Origin of the sequence: Blautia sp. AF19-13LB, assembly GCF_003479105.1 — a bacterium.
Taxonomy (GTDB): Bacteria; Bacillota; Clostridia; order Lachnospirales; family Lachnospiraceae; genus Fusicatenibacter; species Fusicatenibacter saccharivorans.
This window is the reverse complement of sequence record NZ_QUGO01000006.1, coordinates 159,868-176,590: the sequence shown is the minus strand read 5'-3', so window position 1 is coordinate 176,590 and position 16,723 is coordinate 159,868. Positions and strand designations below refer to the sequence as shown.

Here is a 16,723-nt window from a genome sequence, read left to right as displayed (position 1 = left end):
GTAATCGCATGAAAAAACGATGTGCTGCGGATGCAGATTCTTTGTGTCCGCAGTTCCAAATAGGAGGAACAAGAAAATGGCTGAATCCATGAAAGGCCTGAAGAGAACCTGCCGCTGTGCGGAAGTCACAAAAGCAGATATCGGAAAAAAAGTAACCCTGATGGGCTGGGTACAGAAGAGCCGTAATAAAGGCGGAATTATTTTCGTCGATCTGCGTGACAGAAGCGGTATTATGCAGATTATCTTTGAGAACGGCCCGATCAGTGAGGAAGGTTTTGAGAAAGCAGCAAAACTGCGCAGCGAGTTCGTCATTGCCGTAGAAGGTGAAGTTATGGCCCGCTCCGGTGCTATCAATGAAAATCTGGCAACAGGAGAGCTCGAAGTAAAGGCTGAGTCCTTACGCATTCTTTCCGAGGCAGAAACCCCGCCGTTCCCGATCGAGGAGGATTCCAAGACGAGAGAAGAGCTCCGTCTGAAATACCGTTACCTGGATCTGCGCCGACCGGATATCCAGAGAAACCTGATTATGAGAAGCAAGGTGGCAATGCTCACCCGTGAGTTCATGTCAAAAGAAGGTTTTCTTGAGATCGAAACCCCGATGCTGACCAAATCCACACCGGAAGGCGCCAGAGACTATCTGGTACCGAGCCGTGTTCATCCGGGCAGCTTCTATGCACTGCCGCAGTCTCCGCAGCTGTTCAAACAGCTTCTGATGTGCTCCGGCTATGACCGCTATATCCAGATTGTAAAATGTTTCCGTGACGAGGACCTGCGTGCTGACCGTCAGCCGGAGTTCACCCAGATCGATATGGAGCTTGCTTTCGTTGATGTAGATGATGTTATCGATGTCAATGAGAGACTGCTGGCACACCTGTTCAAAGAGGTGCTCGGCGTTGAGGTACAGCTCCCGATCCAGAGAATGACCTGGAAAGAGGCTATGAACCGTTTCGGTTCCGACAAACCGGACCTGCGTTTCGGTATGGAGCTGGTTGATGTTTCCGAGACCGTAAAAGATACCGAGTTCGTTGTATTTAAGGGCGCACTTGAAAACGGCGGTTCTGTCCGCGGTATTAACGCAAAGGGACAGGGCGCAATGCCGAGAAAGAAAATCGACAAGCTCGTTGAGTTTGCGAAAGGTTACGGTGCAAAAGGTCTTGCATACATTGCAATCCATGAGGATGGAAGCTGGAAATCTTCCTTCTCCAAATTTATGACAGAGGAGCAGATGGAAGCCCTCATCAAAGCCATGGACGGACAGGCTGGAGACCTTCTTCTCTTCGCAGCAGACCGCAACAAGATTGTTTGGAACGTTCTTGGCGCACTTCGTCTGGAACTGGCAGAGCAGATGGGACTTCTCGACAAGAACGAATACCGTTTCGTATGGATTACCGAGTTCCCGCTTCTGGAGTGGTCCGATGAGGAGAACCGTTTCACCGCAATGCATCACCCGTTCACCATGCCGATGGACGAGGATCTGCCGCTTCTGGATACCGATCCGGGCGCAGTTCGTGCAAAAGCTTACGATATCGTCCTGAACGGCACTGAGATCGGAGGAGGAAGCGTTCGTATTCACCAGAACGATGTGCAGGAGAAGATGTTTGAGATGCTTGGTTTCACAAAGGAACAGGCACATGAGCGATTTGGTTTCCTTCTGGATGCTTTCAAATACGGAGTTCCGCCTCACGCCGGACTGGCTTACGGACTGGACCGTCTCGTTATGCTGATGGCAAAAGAGGACAGCATCCGCGACGTCATCGCATTCCCGAAGGTAAAAGATGCTTCCTGTCTGATGACCGAGGCTCCGTCACCGGTTGACGCAGCACAGCTGGAAGAGCTTGGTCTTGAGGTTGAGCCGCAGGCTGAGGAAGAGACAACAGAAGAGTAAAGAAAATTTTGTAATTTACAGGACAGACAATTTTGCAGAAGTGCAGCGTTGTCTGTCCTTTTTTAGGTTTCACTCGATCGGTGTAAAGAAAAACTTAAGAAATTCTTCCACGTCTTCCCCGTTGTTTTGCTGGAAAAAAGTGCTACAATATGGTTTGTAAGAAAGATACGGAAACATCCACAGCAAGTGGAACACATAGAGAAAAAGACAAGGAGGGATCACGATGTTAGTTACATTAGTCATGCTGGCAACCTGTTTTGGTCTGCTCTGCGGAATTGGAATTTTATTTGGGATCGTCGGACTGCTGCTGAAATTTGGAGGAAAAGTCCTCGGCGCATGCGCCACTATTCTTCTCCCGATCGGCGTGATCTGGCTTGGATTTAAAATCGTGTTCGCCGTCGTTCCGCTTCTGTTCAAACTGGTCTGTGCAGCGCTGATCTGTTATCTCGTATACCGCATTCTGCGGGAGATGAAACTTGTAGCATAAAAAATAAAATCTAACAGATTCGAAAGAAAACCTGCTTTCCGTCATAAACACGGAGGCAGGTTTTTAATGACAAAAACAAAAATCTATTTTCAGAAAAAGCCAGTATTTGCTAAAAAAAGAGTAAGGAAAAAGTAAGAAAACAAAAAACAAAATGTGATACGATAGAACTAACTTGGGAAAGCAGAAAATTAATTTGTAAAATAGAAAAGTGGGAGGAAGCGTATGAAGAAAAAAGTAATCGCGATTGTGTGTGCAGTCGCAGTGCTGGCGGCAGCCGGAGGGGGAGTGACATGGCATTTCCTTGGAAACAGTACAAAAGAGGACGATAACGTCGTCTATGTCAATACTGTAAAAGCCCTGACCAATCTGGGAACCGGAAATGGAATGGAAAACCGCTATGCCGGTGTTGTGGAGTCGGAAAATACCTGGAAGGTAGAGAAAAACAGCGAGAAAAAGGTAAAGGAAGTTTATGTGGAAGTCGGTCAGGAGGTTCAGGTCGGAACACCGCTGTTCTCCTACGATACCGAGAAATTCCAGAGTGACCTCGAGCAGGCGCAGCTGGATCTGGAACGTATAAACAATGAACTTTCAAGTATGAATACCAATATCGACCAGCTTTACAAAGACAAAAAGCAGGCATCAAAAGACCAGCAGGCAAGCATCACACTGGAAATTCAGGAAGCGGAGCTGGATTTAAAGAAAAAAGAATATGAAGGAAAATCAAAACAGGCGGAGATTGATAAATTAAACGATAACATCACCAATGCGACCGTGATCAGCGAAATCGCCGGTGTTGTAAAATCAATCAACAACGATGACAGCAGCGCCGGCGCTTACTCCGGTGACAACTCCGACAATTCCTTCCTGACCGTTCTTGCAACGGGAGATTTCCGTGTAAAAGGCCAGATCAATGAACAGAATATGAGCGACGGTTCGATTACCGAAGGAAGCCAGGTGATCGTGCATTCTCGTGTAGATGAGAATCAGACCTGGACCGGAACCGTGACAAAGATTGATCGGGAAAATGCACGGACAGGAAGCAATAACGTTTACAGCAGTTCGGGAGACGGTATGACGCAGTCAAGCAACTATCCGTTTTATGTACAGCTCGATGGAACAAATGGCCTGATGCTCGGTCAGCACGTTTACGTAGAGCCGGATGTCGGCCAGCAGGAAGTCAAAACAGGAATCTGGCTGTCTGACTCCTTTATCAACGATGTCGACAGCAATCCTTACGTCTGGGCCGATAATGGAAAAGGCAAACTGGAAAAACGAAGCGTAACCCTTGGAACACACGATGAAAATATGATGGAATATCAGATCACCGACGGCCTTGCAGAAGATGATGCAATCACCTTCCCGGAGGACGGTCTGGAAGAAGGGATGAAGACCGTAGTCAGCACCGACGGATCACTGGGACAGAGCAATCCGGCCGGCGGCGAGGATGACGGAATGGTGGATGACGGTATGCTTGACAACGACGATGGAATGGTCGACGACGGTATGACGCAGGATGAAAACGGCATGGTTGACAATACCATGGACGGCGCAGAGTACAGCGGTGAGGAAGATACAACGAACGTGATCGGCGGCGCCGACAATGGTAAGGCAGAACCGGCAGACACACAGGAAGCCGGATCAGCAGATGACGGGGAGGTGCAGCCGTGATTCTGGAATTAGAGAATATCTGTAAAGAATATATGCAGGGCAAAATCCCGGTTCCGGTTCTGAAAAACATCAACTTCTCCATGGAAGAAGGCGAGTACGTTGCGATCATGGGTCCTTCCGGTTCCGGAAAAACAACACTGATGAATATTGTCGGCTGCCTCGACCAGGCGACGAGCGGACGGCTGATCCTCGACGGACAGGACATCAGCAAATGCAGTGACAATCAGATGTCGGACATCCGCCTGCAGAAAATCGGCTTTGTCTTCCAGAACTTCCAACTCCTTGCAAGACAGAGCGCAATGGAAAATGTATGCCTGCCGTTGACGTACGCGGGCGTGCCGAAAAAAGAGAGAAGAGAGCGGGCAGCGATTGCCCTCGAGCGGGTGGGGCTCGGCGACCGTATGAGTTTCAAACCGACCCAGCTCTCCGGCGGACAGAAACAGCGTGTGGCGATTGCAAGAGCGATCGTCAACCATCCGAAAATTCTGCTGGCTGATGAGCCGACCGGAGCGCTCGACTCCCATTCCGGCGAGCAGGTCATGGAGCTGTTCCAGAGCCTGAACGATGAGGGCGTCAGCATCTTGATGATTACGCATGACGCGGAGATCGCATCGATGGCACAGCGCACCGTGGAGATCCGCGACGGAATGATGAAATCGAAGGAGGTGGCCGAAGCATGAAAAAAGGAAAAGCCGCAAAGAAAGCAGCGATTGCAGTCGTGACAGCGGTTGCCGTGGGTGGCGTAAGTGTCGGCGGCTATTATGGGATTCGCCAGGCGCAGAAGACAACCGTAAAAGTGTATCCGGTCAGTGACTTTACGAGTGGATACTGGGGAGACAGCATGAACATGGAAGGCCAGATCACCTCGACGGCTTCCCAGAACATCTATCTTTCCGACAGCCAGACCATTTCCCAGGTTCTCGTCAAAGAGGGCGATGTGGTAAATGCCGGAGACACGCTGATGACATACGATACCAGCATGATCGAGCTGGATCTGGAAACGCAGCAGTTACAGCTTGCACAGACAAAGCTGAAAATCCAGCAGAGTGAAAAAGAACTGGAAAAGCTGAAAAAGACAAAACCGGTATCGGATACGCCGCTGAATCCGGTGGAGCCGGATTTCCCGGATTTCCCGGATTTTCCAGATGAACCCATCGATCCGGATTTCCCGGACGAACCGATTCCGACCCCAGAACCGGAGCCGACGTACGAGGATGCTGTTCTGTACAGCAGTACGAATAAGCTTGTATTTGGTTCCAAACCATACAAAGGAGAAGGAACGCAGGAAGACCCATACACCTATCTCTGCGCACCGGGAACAGTCCTAACAGGCGGATTCCTGAATCAGATGGCAGGATACGCGGATGAAAAGGGAACGAAAAAAGAAGAGGACAGCGAAGGATACTGGTTTCGCCTGGAGATTCATGAGGAAAACAAAGCCGCAGAGGCGCTGGAAACCGTGTGGGAGCAGGATGGAACGAAGATTGCGAAAGTATACGAGACTTCGTATGAAGCAGTCCTGAGTCTGAAAGAATCCGAATCGGCGGATGCACCGGAAATAAAAATCACCACGCCGCTTGCCAACACAGAGGTGGCAGAGGGCGGCGAGCTGAAGCTGAAAATCGGAATCAATGAGAAGAAAGATACCGAAGAGAAGCCGGATGAGAAAGCAGACGATAAAACGGATGATAGAACCGAGAGTCCGTCCGAGGACGATGTGACACAGCCGGGTGAAGCCGGAAATGGAAGCGGTGAGGCAGACGATTCCACAGAAAACACCGAAACGGATGGCACTTACACATACGTCTGGAAACACAACGGAAAGACAATCGACGGAGATTTTAAGGATACTTACACAAAAGAAAACATCACAAAAGAGGATGCCGGAATCTATACAGTAGAAGTGACAGCGAAAAATGACAAGGGTACTTCCATGGCAGTCAGCACTGCAAATGTGGCGGTAAAAGAAGGAACGATTACCCCGACACCAAGTGTAACTCCGACCCCGAGCGTTACGCCGGGACCGAGTGTAACTCCAGAGCCGACTGTCAGCCCGGAACCAAGTACAACACCGATTCCGACCACAGAGCCGGTTCCAACAGAAACTCCGGTGCCGAGCGAGACCCCAGTTCCGACGGAAACGCCGACGCCGACTGAAGCCCCGGCAGAACCGGAAGCGGAACCGCAGAGCGAAGATGCGCCGGAAGCAGTGCAGACGACAGCAAAAACCGTATTCTACGGTGAAAAAGCATCGGTACAGTCCCTCTTTACATCATCCACAGGAAGCAGCGCAAATAACAATACTTCTTCCGGTGATGATACCCAGATGACCTACACAAAAGATGAGTTGAAAAAAGCCATCAGCGAAAAAGAAAGCCAGATCCGTAATCTGAAGCTTGATCAGAAGGAAGAGGAACTCAAAGTCAAAAATACGCAGAAATCCCTGGATTCCCAGACCGTAAAAGCGACGATCAGCGGTGTGGTAAAGAAGGTTGGAAATGCAGAAAACCCGTCCAACGACGGAAGCGCCTTTATCCAGGTCAGTGGAAACGAAGGTCTGTACGTGCGCGGCTACTTAAGCGAGACGTATCTCGATCAGGTAAAAGTCGGCGATGAACTTAACGTGACTTCCTGGTCTTCGGGTGCTTTTGCAGCGGCAACCGTAACCGAGATTTCTCCGTACCCGACAACAAGCTACATGTCGTACAGCGAGACACCAGCCTCCTTCTATCCGTTCACAGCCGTTATCCCGGAAGGCGGAGAAGGTTTTGAAAACGGTGACTGGATCGAGATTGCAATCACTGTCGGAAACGATGTAGAAAACGGCAACGGCCTGTACGTCAGCAAAGAATTCATCCGCGAGGAAAACGGACAGAAATTCGTTTATATCCGGGATGAAAATGATAAATTAAAGAAACAGAATGTGGTAACCGGAAAACTTCTGTGGGGCAGTTATTACGAAGTGAAGAGCGGTCTTTCCGAAGAGGATTACATTGCATTTCCGTACGGCAAAACCGTGGTGGAAGGCGCAGACACGAAGGAATCCAGTTCATCGGATTATTACAACAGTTAAGGAGGCGCATTATGTTAGAAAATGTAAGACTTTCCTTTCAGGGAATCTGGTCACACAAAATGCGTTCCTTCCTGACGATGCTGGGTATTATCATCGGAATTGCGTCGATCATCTCAATTGTCTCCACGATCAAGGGAACGAATGAGCAGATCAAACAGAACCTGATCGGAGCTGGAAACAACAACGTGACCGTCAGCTTAAAGCAGGGCGACGGCGATTACTGGATGGACAACGGACTGCCAAGCGGCGTGTCGAAACTGTCCGATGATCAGAAAAAGCGGATCCGCGAGCAGGATCAGGTGGAAAATGCATCGTTTTACACCGAAAGAACGTATGTGAGCGGCATCGCAAAAGGAAACACAACACTGGACAGTGCGAAGGCGCTTGGCGTGGATGAAAATTATCTGTCGACGTGCGGATATCAGATTTATCAGGGACGCGGCTTTGTGGAGAGCGATTTCTCGAAGACCCACAAAGTTGTCCTCCTCGACGATACCGCAGTGCTGACACTCTTCCCGGATGAGTCGCCGGTCGGCAAAACGATCGAGATCATGGGAGAGCCGTTCACGGTGATCGGCGTGATCAAAAAAGCCGATTCGTTCCAGCCGGTCATCAATTCCAGAGATGACTACTATACGTACAATCAGGAATCTTATCCGCTGGTGCTGATGCCGGATGTCTGCTGGCCGATCGTATTCCAGTATGATGAACCGGAAAATGCCGTTGTGATGGCAAAAACGACCGAGGATATGAGCACGGTGGGAAAGACAACAGCGGATATCATGAACGAATCCGTGACCAATACAACTGATTCTCTTTCCTATCAGGCAGAGGATCTGCTGGAGAAAGCAAAGAGTCTGCAGGAGTTAGGCCAGAGCACGAACCAGCAGCTGATCTGGATCGCGAGCATTTCGCTTCTGGTCGGCGGTATCGGTGTTATGAATATTATGCTGGTATCTGTAACGGAACGTACAAGCGAGATCGGCCTGAAAAAGGCGATCGGAGCAAGAAAACGCAGAATTCTGTTCCAGTTCCTGACCGAGGCGGCGGTGCTCACCAGCATCGGCGGACTGCTCGGCGTGCTGGGCGGCATTATCATGGCACAGGTGATTTCGAGGGTATCGCAGACGCCTGTGGCGATCAGTATTCCGGCAATCATTTTCTCCGTGGTCTTCTCCATGGTGATCGGTATCGTATTCGGACTGCTGCCGTCGGTAAAAGCAGCGAACCTGAATCCGATCGATGCGCTGCGAAGAGAATAGAACAAAAAAGAGTTGAAAAATCCGTGCGGGTACAGCGTAGGTGCTGGATCCGTGCGGATTTTTTGTGCGGCGTGTGCGGATGAAACTTAAGATCTTTACTTTTTGCGGAAAGTCGGTTATACTGGAAAATAAGCGCAATTTGCGGCGCAGCAAAGAGGCATTCGAGTTTCGGATTCGGTATGTTTATGAAAATATAAGAAAGATTCAAAGACATTTCACATTCGTTTATGGTATAATCAAACAAGAGTATGACCAACGAAAAGGAGTATACGCGAATGAATATTTTGTTTTTTATCACACCGAAAAGTGAAACGGCTTATCTGTATGACGACTGCTCACTTCGGCAGGCCATCGAGAAGATCGAATATCATAAATACACGGCGGTTCCGGTACTGAACAAAAAGGGCTGCTATGTGGGAACACTGACGGAAGGAGATCTGCTCCGCATCATAAAAGAACGGTATCTGCTGAATTACCATGAAGCAGAGGATATCCCGCTCTGGCAGGTTCCGAAACGGTGGAATTATGAGTCCGTCAACATCAACAGCAACATCGAGGACCTGATCGAGATGTCCATGCGGCAGAATTTCGTTCCAGTTGTGGATGACGAGGGAATCTTCATCGGCATCATCCGAAGAAGAGATATCATCCAGTACTGTTATCAGAAAAGCGGCATCAAAGAAGAGGAAGAAGCCCGGCGCAGCGCGCGGAAACAAAACGCAGAACAGATGATTCTGCAGTAAAGAAGAAAATGAGGGAAACATTATGAAAAAACTGATCGATCTTATCCAGGAAGAGCTGGTAAAAGCCTTTACCGCTGCGGAGATGGACCCGTCCTATGCAAGGGTTTCCGTTTCCAACCGCCCGGATCTGTGCGAATACCAGTGCAACGGCGCAATGGCAGCTGCAAAAGCATACCACAAAGCACCGATCCAGCTGGCTGAAGCAGTTGTAGAAAAAGTGACCGATCACAGCGTGATCGGTGAAATTGAAGCCGTAAAACCGGGATTCATCAACCTGAAAATCAACCCGGAATTTCTGGCAGATTATCTTTCCAAAATGCAGAACGATGAAGAGCTTTCTGTAGAGAAAGCAAAAAATCCGAAAACCATCATCGTAGATTACGGCGGAGCAAACGTGGCAAAACCGCTTCACGTCGGCCATCTCCGTTCCGCGATCATCGGCGAGAGCATCAAGCGTATGGGACGCTTCATGGGCCACAACATGATCGGTGACGTTCATCTTGGAGACTGGGGTCTGCAGATGGGACTGATCATCACCGAGCTGCAGGAGCGCCATCCGGAGCTTGTTTATTTTGATGAGTCTTTTACGGGAGAGTACCCGGAGGAAGCACCGTTTACGATCAGCGAGCTCGAGGAGATTTATCCTTGCGCAAGCGGCAAATCGAAAGAGGACGAGGACTATAAGAAACGTGCACTCGAGGCAACGAGAGAGCTGCAGCAGGGCAGAAGAGGATATCGTGCGATCTGGAAACACATTATGAACGTTTCTGTTGCCGATCTGAAAAAGAACTATGGAAACCTCGACGTTCATTTCGATCTGTGGATGGGTGAGTCCGATGCACAGGAGTACATTCCGGACATGGTAGATTACCTGAAAGACAATGGTTATGCACATTATGACCAGGGCGCACTCGTTGTTGATGTCAAAGAAGAGACAGACACAAAAGAGATCCCGCCGTGCATGATCTTAAAATCCGATGGAGCAGCTCTGTATGATACGACAGACCTGGCAACCATCATCCAGCGTATGAAACTGTACAAGCCGGACGAGATCTGCTATCTGGCAGACAAACGTCAGGAGCTTCACTTCGTACAGTGTTTCCGCTGTGCAAGAAAAGCAAAACTGGTGAATGATGATACCGTTCTTTCCTTTATCGGCTTTGGTACCATGAACGGAAAAGACGGAAAACCGTTCAAGACCCGTGAGGGCGGCGTTATGCGTCTGGAGCGTCTGATCGGCGAGATCAACGATGAGATGTATCAGAAGATCGTGGAGAACCGCAGCGTAAAAGATACGGATGCAAGAGGAACGGCACAGATTGTCGGACTGTCTGCTATTAAATACGGTGACCTGTCCAACCAGGCATCGAAAGATTATGTATTCGATGTTGAGAGATTTACTTCCTTCGAGGGAAACACCGGTCCGTACATCCTGTACACGATCGTTCGTACAAAATCCATCCTCGGAAAATATAAAGAAGAGGGAAATGAACTGAAGAAAGGCGCACTTCTGGCACCGAAGAGCGACAGCGAGAAAGCTCTGATGCTTTCCGTATCCCGTTTCAACGGCGTTGTGGAGAACGCATTCGAGGAGAAAGCACCGCATAAGATCTGTGCTTATATCTACGAGCTTGCAAACGAGTTCAACCATTTCTACCACGAGACCAAGATCTTAAGTGAGCAGGATGAGGCAAGAAAAGCATCTTACCTGGCACTGCTGGATCTTGTCCGCGAGGTACTTGAGACCTGCATCGACCTGCTGGGATTCTCGGCACCGGAACGGATGTAAGATTCGTCAAGAGGGAAAAAATAGATAAAAAACAGGCGATTTTTTTGGCAGCCGTCGGCTTCTGTAGTTCTTGCGGAAACGGCGGCTGTTGTGTTATACTTACATCACGATTTTTCATCCGCTTGGACATTCGTCCTGAAAAATCGATTCTATATTACTCTATCGAAGAGCCATTCGGCTCAATTTATATCCATGTACAAAAACAGAATATCGGACTGACAAACACTTTGACGTAAAAAGAGGAGGCGGGATCATTGGAAAAGTAGAACTTCCGGGAGGGAAGTATCGCCTGCTGTCAGTGCTCGGAAGAGGGGCAACGTCTGTCGTTTATCTTGCAGAGAAAACTGGATCCGGAAAGCGGTATGCAGTCAAGGTAAGTATATGTGACAGGGAAAAACTGCGCCGGGAAGCGTTTCTTTTACAGAAGTTTTCATATCCCGGGATTCCCTGTGCGGTGGAACTTCTGGAAAGTGGGACAAAAAGCTTTCTGGTGATGGAAGCTGTAAACGGAAAATCTATCGGACAGCGTATGCGTAAGGGAGAACGGTTTTCCAGCCGGGAAATTCTGAAAACGGGAATTGCCCTGAGCGGGATTCTCTGTTATCTCCATGCACAGAACCCGCCGGTTTTCTACCGGGATCTGAAGCCGGACAACGTGATGATAACAGAGCGTGGTGAAATATACCTTGTGGATTTCGGTGCAGCCGGAACAGAAGAAACGGGTGTGGAAGTCCGTTATGGAACCCGCGGTTATGCAGCGCCGGAGCAGTATGACGGGAAGTGTGACGCCCGTTCCGATCTTTATGCACTCGGCGCACTGCTTGCGGCAATGGCGAAGCATGCGAAAAAGCGGCAGAAAAGAGGACTCTGGCGGGTGATGGAAAAGTGTATGCAGAAAAAGCCGGAGGAGCGGTATGCGTCTGCCGGAGAAGTCAAAAAGGCACTGCGGCGGCTGGAAAGAAAGCAAAAAGGCAGGAAGACTCTGCGGATCTTTGCAGTTTTTGCTTTTCTGACAGGAGGAGCGGCTGCGGTTGCCAGCAGGATGCCATGGGGGCAGTTTCCGGCGGCAGACGAATGGGAGGAGCAGGGAGATCTCTGGTTCTGCGGAAATCCGGTGGAAGAAGGCAGTCTGCCGAACTACCAGAAAGCGCGGGAAGCGTTCTTAAAGGCAGACCATCTCAGTCAGGCGGGGCGTGTGGAGCAGGAACTTGTGGAATACTGTCTGGCGGATGATGCGGCAAGGGAAAAAATGCAGATGGAGCCATTGCTGGCTGAATTTTATGATGACACGCAGCAGGAGCCGGAAAAGGAAAAACGCTGCCGCAGATATCTTGCTGTTGCAGGAATGTATTTCAGTTTTTCCGAAGAACTGGCGCGTGAAAATGACACAGACGCCATGCGGAAAGGAATCGAAGTGCTGGAAAAGGCCGCAGGCGAGAATATGGAGGGGCAGTGGGAGGCGGTTATCTGGCAGAGACTGGCGGATGCGTGCTATCTTGGCGGAAAATCCGGGGATGGGGAAAGAGAACAGGACTGGTGCCAGGAGAGTTTTCTCTATTACGAACGGCTTCTGTGCAGCAGACAGGATGGAAACCGGCGGAAAAATCTGCTCAGGGCCGCAGAGCTGGCACTTCAGTTCGACATGCAGGAAAAAGCAGAACAGTACCTCAACGAGGCCGCAGAAATTCCGGGAATGGAGGAGGATATTTTTTATCAGCAGATCAGAAAAAGATGGGAGGAAGCAGGATGAGAAAAAAGACCATATGCGCAATGATGACAGGATTCCTGGCAGTCCAGGGAATCGAAGTCCACGCGGAGACACAGCAGACGACAGGCGAGGCCGCAAGTGCGGTGGAAAGCGTGGAATTAGAAGCTGAAATCATCGAGAACAGTGATGTGACAGATGCAGACGGGAAAGCCGGACCGGAGGAACTGCTGCCGGACGAAAAGTCAGAAGAAGAACCGCCTATAGAAGAGAAACCAGAGCAGGAACCAGAGCCGCCGGAAGAGAAAACAGATCCGGCAGAGACCGGAAAGAAAGAGAAAGAAGGAGAAGAAAAAATGCTTCCCCCGACGGTAATTCCGGATCCGGAGAAAGAACCAGCGGAAAGGTGGGAAGAAGAGGAGAAAGAAATTTCGGAAGATTCAGAATCGGGGAAGCCAGGAGAATTGCCGGAGGCAGGAGATATGGGTTCCGGGGAATCGGAATCAGAGGAAGGATGTGAAGAAACAGATACAAAAGAATCAGAGACAGAAGAGTCAGATTCGGAGAGAACGGATTTTGGAGAAATGGACACAGAAAAACCAGATTATGAAGATACAGGTTCAGAAAAATCCGGAACGGAAAATTTGATGCCAGAAGATCCGGAACCGGAAAAGCCTGATATGGAAGAAACGAAGCAGGAATCTCCGTCAACCGAAAAAGAGTCAGAAAATCAAACCTCGGAAACAAAAGCACCAGAAAAAGAGGAGCCTACCGTAATGCCAGATGCCGGAAAGTCAAACACAGAAAAGCAGGAACAAACGGGGCCCGGGCAATCGTCTCCGGAGAAAGAAGAACTCAAAACAGACGAACAGCTGCCCGTTGCTGCAGCCACGCCCGAGGAGGTGACCCAAGATCCAGATGATATTCCGCTACAAACAGAAGAAAGCAGTCCTCCGCCTGCCGAAACTCCATCTAAGAGTGCCGGGGAGGAGCCATCTCAAATACGGCCGCAGATCATCGCCGATTTCGTATTATCACAGATAGCAGACGAAGATTTCGAAGCGCCGAACCCCCTGATTATCCGCCCGGCCGACACCAGCGTCGAAATAGATCCCGGTTATACCCCGGAAATTCTGCTCGAGGGAGCCGCCGACACGGCTGAAATTCTTTCCTGCATGGTAAATGGCTCCGAAGCCGAATACGAATGGAAAGAAAACAAAATCTGTCTGAAAGCCGAGAGCCTTTCCGAAGGCTACAACCGCATCACTGTAAAAGTGCGTGGCGCAGACGGCATTGTACGAACCATGAAACCGTGGGAAGTCAACGTGAAACCAAAAACTTCCACACTTGTCAGCCAAAGAACCAGCCAGAAACCAAAAGGAACCCGCCTCTTGCAGTCCTTAAGGCGCCTCTGGAACCTGATTCGTGCCATTGCCGAAATTCAGAATCAGACCACCCGCTATCTGCGTGCACTCTGCAGAAAATAGCCTGATCCGGTTTTGTTTGTATTTCTAATTTCGATATGCTAGAATAAAAGACATGTCATACGATAAAAAAGTAAAAGAGGAAATAAGAGTATGTCAGATATGATATTATTTGATCTGGACGGAACCCTGACCGATTCCGGTCCTGGAATTACAAGATGCGTACAGTATGCGCTGGCATCCTTTGGCATCGAAGAGCCGGATCTGGAAAAACTGAACTGTTACGTGGGACCGCCGCTTCTGGAATCTTTCATGAATTTTGCAGGCCTTGGCTGCGAAGAAGCACAGCAGGCCATCACAAAATACCGGGAGCGGTACGAGGCAGAGGGCATTTTTGAAAATGAAGTATACGAGGGAATCCCGGAGGTTCTGGCGTATCTGAAAGAGAAGGGAAAAATTCTGGCGGTAGCATCGTCCAAACCGGAAAAATACGTGGAGCAGATCCTGGAGCATTTCGAAATCAGAAAGTATTTTACCGTAGTAACCGGTTCAGAAATGAACGAAACCAGAACCGACAAAGGAGAAGTCATCGCAGAGACGCTGCGCCGACTCGGAGCAGAAGACAGCCGTTCCGACGTGGTGATGGTTGGTGACAGAAGCTATGACGTAATCGGGGCAAGAGAAAACGGACTGCTCTGTGTCGGCGTATCGTATGGGTACGGCGGAAGAGAAGAACTCGAGGCAGCAGGTGCCGCAAAGGTATGTGATACACCGGAAGAACTGAAACTGCTGGCGGAGGATCCGAAAGAAGAGAAGAAAAGACGCGACCGCATCAAAAAAATGAAGCCGGAGCGTATCCCGTGGCTGACAAGAGGAGAAAGTGGAACAGGAATCTTTGCGCAGAAAGAGAAAAAAGCAGAGAATATAAAAGAAAAAAGGACAGCGAAAACAGAGCCAAAAACGGAGGAAATCGTAATTCCTATCCAGCGGAAGCTATGGCGTCTTTTAAAACCGCTTCTGACGTACGAACTGTTTCTGATCGGAGCAACCGTACTTCTGGCGCTGATCCTGATGACGTTTACGACCGGCGGTTATCTGGAAGAGCGTATGCACGCGACATCCGTTCTTGCATCAGCAATCGGCAGTCTGGCGGCGATCCCGGTTCTCTGGAAACAGTACAAAAAAGATGAAGGCATGTTCCCGAAACCGGAAAAACGGTGGAGTGCGGCAGAGGCAGCCGCCTGTATTCTGCTGGTTATGACCTTCGGCCATCTCCTGAATACTGTAATGAACGTGACCGGCTTTACCAGAATCTTTTCCGGCTATCAGGACATGGCATCAAAGATTTATGAAGGACAGAACCCGCTGCTTCTGATCCTGTCCGTCGGTGTGCTGAGCGCGGCCGCAGAGGAAATTGTTTTCCGCGGCATGATTTACCGCAGGGCAAAAGATTTCTGGGGAACCGGCTGGGGCATCGCAGCATCATGTCTGCTGTTCGGTGCATATCACGGCAATGTGACGCAGTTTGTCTATGCAGCCGTGGTAAGTGTGCTTCTGATCCTTATTTATGAGCGGTGCGGAACACTCCTTGCCCCGGTTCTTGCGCACATGGCAGAAAATATCTGGGGACTTTACCGGAGCCAGTTCGTATCCTGGATGACCCAAAAAGCACCGGCAGGTGCATGGATGTTCATCTTTTTGGAAGCGGTAATCTGCGCCGGAACATTCTGGTATCTGTTTTTAAAGGATAAACAGGGAAAAACACAAAAATAACAGAAAAAAACCGCAGAATCCGCGAAAAAAATGCTTGTCATGAAAAAAACTCTGTGATACAATCTTACTGTTGCACAATAAGCACCCATGCGGTACCAAGGATGGTGCCTGTTTTTTGAAAAACAGGTTCCAAGGTGAAAAAACATGGGGAAGAATAAAACCATAAGGAGATAAAACAATGAGCGTAATTTCAATGAAACAGTTACTGGAAGCCGGTGTTCATTTCGGACATCAGACAAGAAGATGGAATCCTAAAATGGCTCCGTACATCTACACAGAGCGTAATGGTATCTACATCATCGACCTGCAGAAATCTGTAGGAATGGTAGATGACGCATACAAAGCTGTTGCAGACATCGCAGCAGACGGCGGCACAATCCTTTTCGTAGGAACCAAAAAACAGGCTCAGGACGCTATCGCTGTTGAGGCAGAGCGCTGCGGAATGTACTATGTAAACGAGAGATGGCTCGGCGGTATGCTGACCAACTTCAAAACCATCCAGAGCCGTATTGCAAGACTGAAAGCAATCGAGACCATGGAGCAGGATGGCACCTTCGAAGTTCTTCCGAAAAAAGAAGTCATTGAGTTAAAGAAAGAGCTTGCAAAACTGCAGAAAAACCTTGGCGGTATCAAAGAAATGAAGAGACTGCCGGACGCTATCTTCGTAGTAGATCCGAAAAAAGAGAGAATCTGCGTACAGGAAGCTCATACACTGGGAATTCCGCTGATCGGTATCTGCGATACCAACTGCGATCCGGAAGAGCTTGACTATGTAATTCCGGGTAATGACGACGCTATCCGTGCCGTAAAACTGATCGTTTCCAAAATGGCAGACGCAGTTATCGAGGCAAAACAGGGCGAGGCTGAGGAAGCTGCATACGAAGAAGCAGCAGAGACAGACGCTGAATAATTTA

At 49.4% G+C, this 16,723-nt stretch carries 12 protein-coding genes; all 12 read left to right on the top strand.

Annotation, left to right across the window (positions count from 1 at the left end; genetic code table 11):
- Positions 1–76 precede the first annotated feature (76 nt).
- The 12 genes from aspS (at position 77) to rpsB (ending at position 16,719) form a co-directional block, all read left to right on the top strand.
- Positions 77–1,885 (top strand): aspartate--tRNA ligase, encoded by a 1,809-nt coding sequence (aspS, locus tag DWX32_RS08155; RefSeq protein ID WP_118640221.1) that lies wholly within the window; start codon positions 77–79, stop codon positions 1,883–1,885.
- A 223-nt stretch (positions 1,886–2,108) separates the two neighbouring features.
- On the top strand, positions 2,109–2,372 hold the full coding sequence (locus tag DWX32_RS08150; protein ID WP_022461142.1) for a hypothetical protein: 264 nt from the start codon (positions 2,109–2,111) through the stop codon (positions 2,370–2,372).
- A gap of 222 nt (positions 2,373–2,594) precedes the next feature.
- Complete coding sequence (locus DWX32_RS08145; protein WP_118640222.1) at positions 2,595–4,040, top strand: efflux RND transporter periplasmic adaptor subunit; 1,446 nt, start codon at positions 2,595–2,597, stop codon at positions 4,038–4,040.
- Complete coding sequence (locus DWX32_RS08140; RefSeq protein WP_117801729.1) at positions 4,037–4,720, top strand: ABC transporter ATP-binding protein; 684 nt, start codon at positions 4,037–4,039, stop codon at positions 4,718–4,720. The genes DWX32_RS08145 and DWX32_RS08140 overlap by 4 nt, the downstream gene beginning before the upstream one ends.
- Positions 4,717–7,113 carry an efflux RND transporter periplasmic adaptor subunit gene (locus DWX32_RS08135; protein WP_118640223.1) on the top strand — a complete coding sequence of 799 codons (2,397 nt, stop codon included), beginning with the start codon at positions 4,717–4,719 and terminating at the stop codon, positions 7,111–7,113. The genes DWX32_RS08140 and DWX32_RS08135 overlap by 4 nt, the downstream gene beginning before the upstream one ends.
- 11 nt (positions 7,114–7,124) lie before the next feature.
- On the top strand, positions 7,125–8,375 hold the full coding sequence (locus DWX32_RS08130; RefSeq protein ID WP_055219448.1) for an ABC transporter permease: 1,251 nt from the start codon (positions 7,125–7,127) through the stop codon (positions 8,373–8,375).
- A gap of 275 nt (positions 8,376–8,650) precedes the next feature.
- Complete coding sequence (locus DWX32_RS08125; RefSeq protein ID WP_022461147.1) at positions 8,651–9,118, top strand: CBS domain-containing protein; 468 nt, start codon at positions 8,651–8,653, stop codon at positions 9,116–9,118.
- A gap of 22 nt (positions 9,119–9,140) precedes the next feature.
- Positions 9,141–10,907, top strand: coding sequence for an arginine--tRNA ligase (gene argS / locus DWX32_RS08120; protein WP_117509243.1), 1,767 nt, complete (start codon positions 9,141–9,143; stop codon positions 10,905–10,907).
- A 142-nt stretch (positions 10,908–11,049) separates the two neighbouring features.
- Positions 11,050–12,657, top strand: a complete 1,608-nt coding sequence (locus DWX32_RS08115) for a serine/threonine protein kinase (protein WP_117509242.1) — start codon at positions 11,050–11,052, stop codon at positions 12,655–12,657.
- A complete protein-coding gene (locus tag DWX32_RS08110) occupies positions 12,654–14,099 on the top strand; it encodes a hypothetical protein (protein WP_022461150.1) in 1,446 nt (481 codons plus the stop codon). The genes DWX32_RS08115 and DWX32_RS08110 overlap by 4 nt, the downstream gene beginning before the upstream one ends.
- Positions 14,100–14,189: 90 nt before the next feature.
- Positions 14,190–15,809: an HAD hydrolase-like protein gene (locus DWX32_RS20585; RefSeq protein WP_022461151.1), complete on the top strand. Its 1,620-nt coding sequence runs from the start codon at positions 14,190–14,192 to the stop codon at positions 15,807–15,809.
- 178 nt (positions 15,810–15,987) lie between these two features.
- Positions 15,988–16,719, top strand: coding sequence for a 30S ribosomal protein S2 (gene rpsB / locus DWX32_RS08100; RefSeq protein WP_022461152.1), 732 nt, complete (start codon positions 15,988–15,990; stop codon positions 16,717–16,719).
- Positions 16,720–16,723: the final 4 nt, after the last annotated feature.

Bases quoted from the DNA above. Each gene is read 5' to 3' on its own strand.
- aspS (WP_118640221.1), top strand. From the start codon at position 77: ATGGCTGAATCCATGAAAGGCCTGAAGAGAACCTGCCGCTGTGCGGAA.
- DWX32_RS08150 (WP_022461142.1), top strand. From the start codon at position 2,109: ATGTTAGTTACATTAGTCATGCTGGCAACCTGTTTTGGTCTGCTCTGC.
- DWX32_RS08145 (WP_118640222.1), top strand. From the start codon at position 2,595: ATGAAGAAAAAAGTAATCGCGATTGTGTGTGCAGTCGCAGTGCTGGCG.
- DWX32_RS08135 (WP_118640223.1), top strand. From the start codon at position 4,717: ATGAAAAAAGGAAAAGCCGCAAAGAAAGCAGCGATTGCAGTCGTGACA.
- DWX32_RS08130 (WP_055219448.1), top strand. From the start codon at position 7,125: ATGTTAGAAAATGTAAGACTTTCCTTTCAGGGAATCTGGTCACACAAA.
- DWX32_RS08125 (WP_022461147.1), top strand. From the start codon at position 8,651: ATGAATATTTTGTTTTTTATCACACCGAAAAGTGAAACGGCTTATCTG.
- argS (WP_117509243.1), top strand. From the start codon at position 9,141: ATGAAAAAACTGATCGATCTTATCCAGGAAGAGCTGGTAAAAGCCTTT.
- DWX32_RS08110 (WP_022461150.1), top strand. From the start codon at position 12,654: ATGAGAAAAAAGACCATATGCGCAATGATGACAGGATTCCTGGCAGTC.
- DWX32_RS20585 (WP_022461151.1), top strand. From the start codon at position 14,190: ATGTCAGATATGATATTATTTGATCTGGACGGAACCCTGACCGATTCC.
- rpsB (WP_022461152.1), top strand. From the start codon at position 15,988: ATGAGCGTAATTTCAATGAAACAGTTACTGGAAGCCGGTGTTCATTTC.